Raw genomic sequence first — 10,001 nt, 5'->3', positions numbered from 1 at the left:
TTCAGCAGTGTCATCGGCGGGCGCGGGCGCGTCGGCGGCGCCGTGCGCGGCCGCGTCATCCGCTGCCTGCGGTTCCTGCGCATGTGCATCGTGGATGTCGTCGGCCGGCGTTTCGGTCGCCTGGTCCACGGCAGCGCCGTAGACTGCCATGTGATCCGGCGCCTGCGCATCGTGCGCGTGCTCGGCGTCATCCTGAGTGTCGTCCGCGTGCACGTCGGCCGCGTGGCCTTCGGCAGCACCGTCGGCCGCCTGGTGATCGGATGCCTGCGCATCGTGCGCGTGCCCGGTCGTGTCCGGCGTCGCGTCGGCCTGTTCCTCGGCCTGGCGATCCTCGGAACCTTGCGCTTCGCCTTCGTGCGACGATGCCTGTGGTTCCTGCGCATCCGCCGTCGTGTCGGTCTCGGCATCGACGGTGGCCGCATCGGCCGTCGCGTCAGGCGCCGCAGCCGCATCCATCGCGTCCGGCGCGGGATCGTCCAACACCTGCTCGGCGCTCAGCGGCGCCTCGACCGTCAACGCGTCGAGCTGGCCGTCCTGCGCCAAGGCCGCCTGTTCCTCGGCATGGTCTGCATCCTGCGATGCCGCCGATTCCTCGACTGGGAGCGCGTCCTGAGCCAACGCCTGATCCTGCGCGGAGGCCGCTGCCTCTTCCGAAGACGGTGCGACTGCCGTGTCCGCATGGACGCCGCCCTCGCCTGCCTGGCGGGCCGCCTCGTCCGCTGGCAGCGTCTCGTGCAGATGCGCGGCGTCGCCCAGGAACGCCGACAGATCGTCGGCCGCGGTGAGTTCCACCGCCTGCACGGCCTGCTCATCCAGGCCGGCCTCGGCCGGTGCCGACGCGGACAGGTCTTCGTCGTCCTCGTCGTGCGCGATCGGCGGCCACTGCACTTCCGGCAGGGTCTCCACCAGCGCGCGCAGGCGCTGCGCCAGGTCGGTGAACGGCGGAATCACCGGCGACGGTGCCTGCAGTTCCGCGATGGTGGCGGCGATGGCGCGCGCCGCGTCCTCGAGCGCACGCACGCCGTCGGCGCTCGGAACGCTACCAGACGCCAAGGCGCGCTTGACGTAGCTCTCTGCCGGCCCGGTGACCGCGGTGATCTCCGGCACGTCGGTCATCGCGAACGCGCCGCTCATGGTGTGCACCGCGCGCAGCAGCGCTTCGGTCGCCGGCTGCGGCGCGTGCTGCAGCCAGGCGTGCACGGTCTCCAGATGGGTGGCGACCTCGGCTTCGAGGATCTCGCGCAGCACGCTGTCCACCGACGCCGGTGTGCCCGCGCGCGGCGCGACGGTCGCCTGCGGGGTGGCGAAATAGAACGCCTCCTCGCCGGCGGCGATACGCTCGGCCACCGCCTGGATCGCGTCCAGGTCGGCCTGCACCACGCCGTCGCCGCGCAGCGCGGCATTGAGTTGCGGCAGCACCGCGTAGGCCTGCTCGACCATCGCCACCACCGCCGGGCTGGCGGGACGCGAGCCGTCGAGCACGCGGTTGAGCATGCTCTCGATCTTCCAGCTGAACTCGCCGAGCACGCGCGCGCCGACCAGGCGGCCGCTGCCCTTCAGGGTGTGGAACACGCGGCGGATCGGCCGCAGACTTTCGGTGTGGGCAGGCGCGGCGCGCCAGGCCGGCAGCAGCGCACCGAGATTGACCAGTTCCTCGTCGAATTCCTCGAGGAACACCGCGCGGATCTCTTCGTCGATCTCGCCATCGCCGTCGATGAAGCCGGTCTCGGCGGCAGGCGGAACGGCGGCAGGCGCGGCGCTCGCCTCCGCGCTGGCGGGTGCTGCGGCCGCAGGCTCGCCGCTGTGGGCGGCCGCGGTCACGTCGAACTGCGCGGCAGCAGCTTCCAGGTCGGCCAGGAACGCGGCTTCGGCGTCCGACACCGGTGCAGCGTGTGCCTGTACCGGCTCGGGCGTCGCATGCTCCTCGGATTCCAGCGCGGCATGCTCCGGCGCCGATGGCGCATCGGCCACGGCATCGGTGTGCGCGGCCTCGCCGATGGCGGCAAGGCCGGCATCGGTCTGCGCCGAGTCATCCATGGGCGCGTGCGACTCGGTCTCGCGTGCGGCGTCGGTGGCCTCCGCGGCCTCCGTCGGGATCGCGTGGGCGGCGTCTTCGGCGTCGGCACCGGCGTCTGTTGGCTCGCCCTCCCCTGCCGCGTCGAGGCGTTCGCCGTGGGCGATATGGGCGCCCGCGTCAGCCAGCGCGGCCGCATCCGGCGACAGCGCGGACGCGGCCTGCTCGTCCTGCGCGGCCGGGGCGGCGTGCCAGTCGAGCGTGTGCACCTCGTCGGCGGACCCGCCAGGCGCGTCGGCGAACGCTGGCGCGTCTTCCAGTTCGATGACCAGCGGCGGCGTGGAGGCGTCGGCGTCTTCTGCAGCAGTCGGCGTGTCGACGATGATCAGGTTGGGATCGTCGTGTTCGTCCAGGCCAGCGAACGCGGCCGGCACATCGGTCTGCGCCTGCTCCGGATACTCGGCGGCCACCGGATCGAAACCGGCGACATCGGAGACGGACGCCGCGGGAGCGGCTGCGGCAGCGTCTTCCTGGGCGAGCGTGGACGGCGTCTGCGGCCGCAGTGCGTCCTGCTCCAGCACCAGGGAATCGAGGCTGATGTGCAGCGGCTCGGCGGTGCCGGTCCAGCTGTCCTGTTCGGCCGCGACCGGATCGAAGCTGAGCGCCTGCGATGGCGCGACAGGTTCCTGCTCGTGCGCGTCGCCCGCAGCGCCAGCGTCAGCGGGCGCGAGGGCATGTTCGGTGGCGGTGTCGGGCTCGTCCGTCGCCAGGCTCCACTGCGGCGCCTGCGGTGCGGATGGCGCAGCGTCCTGCGTGCGCGGCGTGGTCTCAAGCGTGTCCTCGGCCGGCGCCAGATCCCAGGCCGGCACGGCCGGCGCGGCGATGGACGGGGGCGCCGAGCGTCGATGCGATCAGCGGCCACCGGTGGCAGCGGCGCAACCGATTCGGCCGCCTCGCTTGCGCTCGGCAAAACGCCCGGCGCGGCCGGCGCCGTGTCGGGCAGCGGCCAGTAGCGCAGCGCTTCCAGGCTGCTGCGGGTGATGTCAAGGATCTCCTCGCGCCCGGGGCGGCGCTCGCGCAGCGCTTCCAGGTAGTACTCGAGGCTGGCCATCGCGTCGGCCAGGGTGTCGAGCTGGCGGCCGCTGGGCACACGGCGCTTGCCGATCAGCTCGGTGGCGACGTAGCGGCGCACGCCTTCCAGGTAGTCGGCCGGCTGCGGCAGTTCCAGCATGCGCAGGGCACCGGCGACCTCAGCGAGCAGGCGCGGCACCTCGTCCAGGCGCGCATGGTCCCAGTTGGTCTCGATGAAGGCGACGAAGTGCTCGCGGGCGCTGCCGAAATTGGCGATGGCCTCGTGCGCCAGCACTTCCACCGTGCGCCGCGCCTCGGCGGCGCTGGCGTCGTCGTGCACGTCGCCGCCGGCGCCGAGATAGGCGACCTGGTCGTCGAGCGAGGCGTCCACGTACAGCAGCGCACCCGCGATATCCAGCAGCAGGCCTTCGTCGGCCGCGCGGGCGCCATCGACGATGCTGCGCAGCGCGTCGCGCTGCTGCACCACCACGCTGCGCGCCACGCCCAGGCCCATCACGCCCAGGGTATCGGCAACGCTGCCCAGCTCGTCGACCTGCGTCTGCAGCGCGGCGACGTCGCCGCCGGTGCGCAGATGCAGGTCCAGCGCGTCCTTGACCCGCAGCAGTTCTTCCTTGATCGCGGTGCCGACGGTGTCGAGCAGTTCGCGGTTGCGCCCGGCGAGGCTGCCACGCGCATGGTCGAGTTCGGCCTCGGTGGCGGCGGCCGCGTCAGGCGCCAGCGCGAACAGCGCGCCCTCGCTGAGGCCGGCTTCGCCGCGCGCGGCGCGGATCTCGTTGAGCAAGGGCAGCAACACGATCGGAATGTCGCGATGGCCGTCCTGCAGGCGTTCCAGGTAGTCCGGCAGCAGCACGGTGCCGCGCATCAGCGTGGCGCAGGCCTCGTCGCGGTCGACCGCCTGGCCGTTCTGCACCGCGATCGCCAGCAGTTCCAGTTCCTCGGCGACCATCGCCGGCGCGTACAGCTCGACCATGCGCAAGGTGCCCTGCACCTGGTGCAGGTAGCCGGCGCAGAAACGCATGCGGCCGGTGTCGGCCGGTTCCTCGACGAAGGCCTCGATCTCGCCGCGGACCTGGCGCAGGGTCTCGTCCAGTTCCGGCTTGACCCAGCCCAGCGCGGCATGGCTCATCGCATCGCGCAGCGCGCTCATCGCCGCGTCTCCGCGGCCGGGCACGCGCCGTGCCGCGCGAGCGCGGCGACGGGATGCGGGAGTTGTTCACGGTACGTCATGTGCGCTTCCTTCCACCCGGTTCCGGCCCGCTTACGCCGGCAGCTTGAAGTCGGCGACCGAGCGCCGCAGGTCCGCCGCCAGTTGCGCCAGGCGGCCGATCGATTCGGCGGTCTGTCCCGCGCCTTGCGAGGTCTGTCCGGTGATCTGCCGGATCACGTCCATCGTCTGGGTGATGTCGATCGCCGCCGCCGACTGCTGGTGCGCGGCGATGGAGATGTTCTTGATGAGGGTGTTGAGCGCGTTGGACACGCGCTCGATCTCGGTCAGCGCGGTGCCGGCGTCCTCGGCCAGGCGCGCGCCGGACACCACTTCGGAGGTGGTCTGCTCCATCGAGCTGACCGCTTCGTTGGTATCGGCCTGAATGGTCTGCACCAGGCCTTCGATGCGGCGGGTGGCGCCGGAGGTGCGTTCGGCCAGGCGCTGCACTTCGTCGGCGACCAGCGCAAAACCGCGGCCGGCCTCTCCGGCCGAGGCGGCCTGCACCGCGGCGTTGAGCGCCAGGATGTTGGTCTGCTCGGAAATGTCGTTGATCAGTTCCACGATCGAGCCGATCTCCTGGGTCGATTCGCCCAGGCGCTTGATGCGCTTGGAGGTCTCCTGGATCTGGTCGCGGATCTGGTCCATGCCCTGGATGGTCTCGCGGACCACGCCGGCGCCTTCGGCCGCGATCACCACCGAGCGCTGCGCCACTTCCGCCGATTCGGTGGAGTTGCGCGAGACCTGCTCGATGCTGGCGGCGATTTCGTTGATGCGCACCGAGGCCGAGCCGATCTGCTCGGCCTGGTGCCCCGCCGCCTCGGCCAGTTGCCGCGCGGTGGCCTGGGTTTCCTCGGTGGACACGGCGACCTTGGCCGAGGTGTCGTTGATGGTGGTCACCAGGTGGCGCAGTTCGTCGACGGCGTAGTTGATCGCGTCGGCGATGGCGCCGGTCATGTCCTCGGTGACCGAGGCCTTGACCGTCAGGTCGCCTTCGCCGAGCGAGCTGATTTCGTCGAGCAGGCGCATGATCGCCTGCTGGTTGCGGCTGTTGTATTCCACCTGCGTCTGCAGGCGGATTTCCTGCTCGCGGCTGCGGCTGCGCACCGTGGTCCAGACGAAGCCGACGATCGACAACAGCGCCAGCAGGCCGGAGATCACGCCCAGCCAGAAATTCGGGAACAGGCGGGTGTCGCGGGTGGAGCCGAACGCGGAGAACGCGTCGAACAGCTTCTTGCTGTCCTCCAGCATCTTGCCCGAGCCGGCGGTCAGCGCCGCGGCGGCGGACTGCGCGGCGAACAGGCTGCGCGAGCTGGCCTGCAGCGCGTCCAGGTCCTTCTTCATTTCCGCCCACTGCGCCTGCGACTGCTCCAGCGCGGCCAATGCGGCGGCGTTGCGCACTGGGGCGATGCCAAGTTCCTCGTTGCCGTTGCGCAGGCCCTCGAGCATCTGCCCGAACACCACCGCGTCGCGCGCCAGCGCGTCGCCGGCGCTGGCCGCACCGCGGCCGCCGGCGCGCATTTCGGTGACGCGGCGGGCCATGGTGCCGGCCACCACCACCTGCTGCAGGGTGTTGTAGATCTGCGCGGCGGGCGCGCCGCCGACCGTCATCGCGCGCACCACCTCGTTCAACTGCGCCTGCAACTGCGGCACGCCGCCGACGAAGCGGTCGGCGTTGCCGGCCAGCGCCAGCACCGCCGGTTCGCTGTCCACCACCTGCTGCGCGTTCTTGGCCAGCGGCGCCCAGGTGCCGTTGAGGGTCTGCAGCGGCGCGGACACGCCGGCTTCGTTGGCGTAGCGTGCGTTGAGCTCGGCGACGGTGCTCTCCACCTTCGCCTTGGTCTGCTTGAACTGCTTGAAGGTCTCGGCGTTGCCGGACACTGCGTCGCGGGCCTGGTTGGCCAGCTGTTGCGACAGCACCTGCAGGTCGGCCGCGCCGGTGCTGGCGCCGGCCAGGCGGTTGCCCTGCCAGGTGGCCACGCCGGTGTTGGCGCCGAACACGACCAGCGACAACGCCAGCAGGCCCAGCCAGAAACTCGTGCCCACGCTGCCGAGCTTGCTGGCCTTGCGGGCGTCCGGAGCAGTACTCATGATGCGACCTCGGTCTTCGATGCGGAGGCAGCGCGCGCGCTCAGGCGGCGGCTTGCCGGAATTCGGGAGTGCGCGACAGCAGCGACAGCGAGAACACGCCCCAGTCCTGGGCGTCGCCGCGGAAGGCGCGGTCGATGAAGTGCGCGTAGCGGCCCTGGGCCAGATCGCCCGGCTCCACCGCCTGCGCCTCGGTGAAGCTGCGCTGGCCGAACAGTTCGTCGATGGTCAGGGCCACGTCGCCGCCGCTCTGGCGCATGATCAGCACGCGCTGGCCTTCCTGCAGCGCAGTGCGCTCGCCTTCCAGGAACTGCTTCAGGTCGACCACCGGGAACAGGTTGCCGCGCAGGTTGCCCACGCCCAGCAGCCACGGCTGCGCGCCCGGCACCGGGGTGACCGGCGGCATGCGCACGATCTCCACCACTTCGCGGAAGTCCGACACCAGGTGGCGCTTGCCGACGCGGTAGCCGACCCCGCGCCAGACGTCGTCGTCGAAGGCGCGTTCGGGCATCTGCACGGCGTGCGCCAGGCTGCGCCGCTCGTAGGCCTCGAGGATGTCGAAGGGCGAGCGCATGTCAGCCCACCAGTTGATTGATGCGGGCGATCAGCTCGTCTTCCCGCGGCGGCTTGACGATGTAGTCGGTGGCGCCTTGGCGCATGCCCCAGACCTTGTCGGTCTCCATGCTCTTGGTGCTGATGATCAGCACCGGGATGTGCCGGGTGGCCTCGTCGCGCGACAGCGCGCGGGTGGCCTGGAAGCCGCTCATCCCCGGCAGCACCACGTCCATCAGCACCAGGTTCGGCGCTTGCTCGCGTACCAGCTTGATCCCGTCCTCCGCGTTGTCGGTGGACAGGACCTGGTGCCCGGCTTTTTCAAGCCATTGCGTGAACACCGCCCGGTCGGTCGGTGAGTCCTCGATCAACAAGATACGGGCCATGCTGCCTTTCCCCCTGGTCAGGCGTTGACGTATGTACGGATCGCGCCCAGCAGCTCTTCGCGTGTAAAGGGTTTGGTGAGGTACTGCTCGGACCCGACGATGCGCCCGCGCGCCTTGTCGAACAGGCCGTCCTTGGAGGACAGCATGATCACCGGCGTGGCCTTGAACAGCTGGTTGCCCTTGATCAGCGCGCAGGTCTGATAGCCGTCCAGCCGCGGCATCATGATGTCCACGAAGATGATCTGCGGCTGCTGGTCGGCGATCTTGGCCAGCGCCTCGAAGCCGTCGGTCGCCGTCACCACTTCGCACCCTTCGCGCTTCAGCAACGTTTCGGCAGTACGACGGATCGTTTTCGAATCGTCGATCACCATGACCCGCAAGCCTGCGAGTTCCCCACCCGCAGTCGTGTTTTCACTCATCACTTGCCCCCAAGCGCGCGACGCTTCATCGGATCCGGCTTCGCTGCGAAACGCCATGTATCCCAAGACCCGCTGCGACTGTCAAGGCCACCGCTGCCGGTCTGCGTTGAACCACGTAACAGCACAAACTATGTCACAGTTTGGCGGATAACGTGCGACACCGCGCAGCCGCGCCCGACACCCGATGCGCGGCGCCCCCGCCGACCCGCTACCATCTTCCGCTCAGTCTCTCAGGTGCCCCCATGCCGTTCGATGTCATCGTGGTGATGGACCCCATCGCCAGCATCAAGATCGCCAAAGACACGACCTTCGCGATGCTGCTGGAAGCGCAGCGCCGCGGGCACCGGCTGCACTATGTGCGCCCCGGCGGGCTGACCCTGCGCGATGGCTGCGCAACCGCCCAGGCCGCGCCGCTGCGGGTGCGCGACGACAAGGCCGGCTGGTTCGAGCTGGACGCCTTCGCCGAACTGACCTTCGGTCCCGGCCAGGTCGTGCTGATGCGCAAGGATCCGCCGTTCGATGCGGAGTTCCTGTACGACACCCACGTGCTCAGCGTGGCCCAGCGCGCCGGCGCGCAGGTGGTCAACGACCCGCAGGGCCTACGCGACTTCAACGAGAAGCTGGCCGCCCTGCTGTTCCCGCAATGCTGTCCGCCGACGCTGGTCAGCCGCGACGCCGCCACGCTCAAGGCCTTCGTGCTGGAGCATGGCCAGGCGGTGCTGAAGCCGCTGGACGGCATGGGCGGGCGGTCGATCTTCCGCAGCGGCACCGGCGACCCCAACCTCAACGTGATCCTGGAGACGCTGACCGACGGCGGCCGCAAGCTGGCCCTGGCGCAGCGCTTCATCCCGGACATCAGCGCCGGCGACAAGCGCATCCTGCTGGTCGACGGCGTGGCGGTGGACTACTGCCTGGCGCGGATTCCGCAGGGCGACGAGTTCCGCGGCAACCTGGCCGCCGGCGGCCGCGGCGAAGGCCGCCCGCTGAGCGAGCGCGACCGCTGGATCGCCGCCCAGGTCGGCCCGGAAATGAAGCGGCGCGGCATGCGCTTCGTCGGCCTGGACGTGATCGGCGACTACCTCACCGAGGTCAACGTGACCAGCCCCACCTGCGTGCGCGAACTGGACGCGCAGTTCGGGCTCAACATCGCCGGGCTGCTGTTCGACGCCATCGAGGCCTACCCGGCGCGATGAGCGCGGCCGCCGCGACGCCCGCGCCGCGCATCGGCGAGCGCGAACGGCTCAGCGCCACCCTGGTGCTGTCGCTGATCGTGCACGGGTTGCTGATCCTGGGCGTGGGCTTCGCGATCGACGACGACGCACCGCTGGTGCCGACGCTGGACGTGATCTTCAGCCAGACCAGCACGCCGCTGACGCCGAAACAGGCCGACTTCCTGGCCCAGGCCAACCAGCAGGGCGGCGGCGATCACGACACGCCGCAACGTCCGCGCGATAGCCAGCCGGGCGTGGTGCCACAGCGCCAGGACGGGCTGGCGCCGCAGGCGTTGCGTGCGCAGACCGCGGCCGCGGCACCGGAACCGACCCCGCGCGTGGTCAGCAGCGCGCGCGGCGAGCAGCCGCTGCCGGTGGCGCAGACCCAGCCGCGTACCGACGACCCGCAACGGCCGGTGGACGCGCAGCGCGAACAGCGCGATGCCGAGATGGCACGCCTGGCCGCCGAAGTGCACCTGCGCTCGGAGCAATACGCCAAGCGCCCCAACCGCAAGTTCGTCTCCGCCAGCACCCGCGAATACGCCTACGCCAACTACCTGCGCGCCTGGGTCGACCGCGCCGAGCGCGTCGGCAACCTCAACTATCCCGACGAAGCGCGGCGGCGCCGGCTCGGCGGCCAGGTGGTGATCAGCGTCGGCGTGCGCCGCGACGGCAGCCTGGAGAGCAGCCGCATCCTGCGCTCCAGCGGCGTGCCGATGCTCGACGCCGCCGCACTGCGGATCGTGCAACTGGCGCAGCCGTTCCCGCCACTGCCGCGCACCGACGACAACGTCGACATCCTGCAGGTGACCCGCACCTGGGTGTTCCTGCCCGGCGGCAGCCTGGTCGACGACCGCTGAGCGGCACGCAGATCGCCCCTCTCCCCCCCGGGAGAGGGGTTGGGGTGAGGGTACGGCGCGCAGCGACTCGCGAAGGTCGGGCGCACGAGGCTTCGCCCGTACCCTCATCCGCCCCTTCGGGGCACCTTCTCCCGATGGGAGAAGGGAGAGCGATGGCCCCTCTCCCACCGGGAGA

The 10,001-nt window shown here is 70.7% G+C and carries 6 protein-coding genes and 1 pseudogene; 2 read left to right on the top strand and 5 right to left on the bottom strand.

Annotated features, from left to right (window positions below; genetic code table 11):
- The 5 genes and pseudogenes from CEK68_RS21325 to pilG form a co-directional block, all read right to left on the bottom strand.
- Positions 1 to 4,253: pseudogene (locus CEK68_RS21325) on the bottom strand (Hpt domain-containing protein); the annotation flags it as partial.
- Between the two features lie 111 nt (positions 4,254 to 4,364).
- Positions 4,365 to 6,401 carry a methyl-accepting chemotaxis protein gene (locus CEK68_RS18900; protein ID WP_017910265.1) on the bottom strand — a complete coding sequence of 679 codons (2,037 nt, stop codon included), beginning with the start codon at positions 6,399 to 6,401 and terminating at the stop codon, positions 4,365 to 4,367.
- A 40-nt stretch (positions 6,402 to 6,441) separates the two neighbouring features.
- A complete protein-coding gene (locus CEK68_RS18895) occupies positions 6,442 to 6,972 on the bottom strand; it encodes a chemotaxis protein CheW (protein ID WP_017910264.1) in 531 nt (176 codons plus the stop codon).
- A 1-nt stretch (position 6,973) separates the two neighbouring features.
- The gene (locus CEK68_RS18890; RefSeq protein WP_026143267.1) at positions 6,974 to 7,336 is read right to left on the bottom strand and encodes a response regulator; all 363 of its coding nucleotides are present in this window, start codon (positions 7,334 to 7,336) and stop codon (positions 6,974 to 6,976) included.
- Between the two features lie 17 nt (positions 7,337 to 7,353).
- The gene (pilG, locus tag CEK68_RS18885; protein WP_003472648.1) at positions 7,354 to 7,755 is read right to left on the bottom strand and encodes a twitching motility response regulator PilG; all 402 of its coding nucleotides are present in this window, start codon (positions 7,753 to 7,755) and stop codon (positions 7,354 to 7,356) included.
- Positions 7,756 to 7,997: 242 nt separating this feature from the next.
- On the opposite strand from pilG, the gene gshB reads away from it, so the two are divergent.
- Entirely contained in the window at positions 7,998 to 8,948 is a 951-nt protein-coding gene (gene gshB / locus CEK68_RS18880; protein ID WP_017910262.1) for a glutathione synthase, read from the top strand.
- Positions 8,945 to 9,826 (top strand): energy transducer TonB, encoded by an 882-nt coding sequence (locus tag CEK68_RS18875; RefSeq protein ID WP_017910261.1) that lies wholly within the window; start codon positions 8,945 to 8,947, stop codon positions 9,824 to 9,826. The genes gshB and CEK68_RS18875 overlap by 4 nt, the downstream gene beginning before the upstream one ends.
- Positions 9,827 to 10,001: the final 175 nt, after the last annotated feature.

The sequence above is a fragment of the Xanthomonas sp. LMG 12461 genome (genome assembly GCF_009192935.1).
Classification (GTDB): domain Bacteria; phylum Pseudomonadota; class Gammaproteobacteria; order Xanthomonadales; family Xanthomonadaceae; genus Xanthomonas_A; species Xanthomonas_A sontii.
This window is presented reverse-complemented; position numbering and strand designations above follow the sequence as displayed.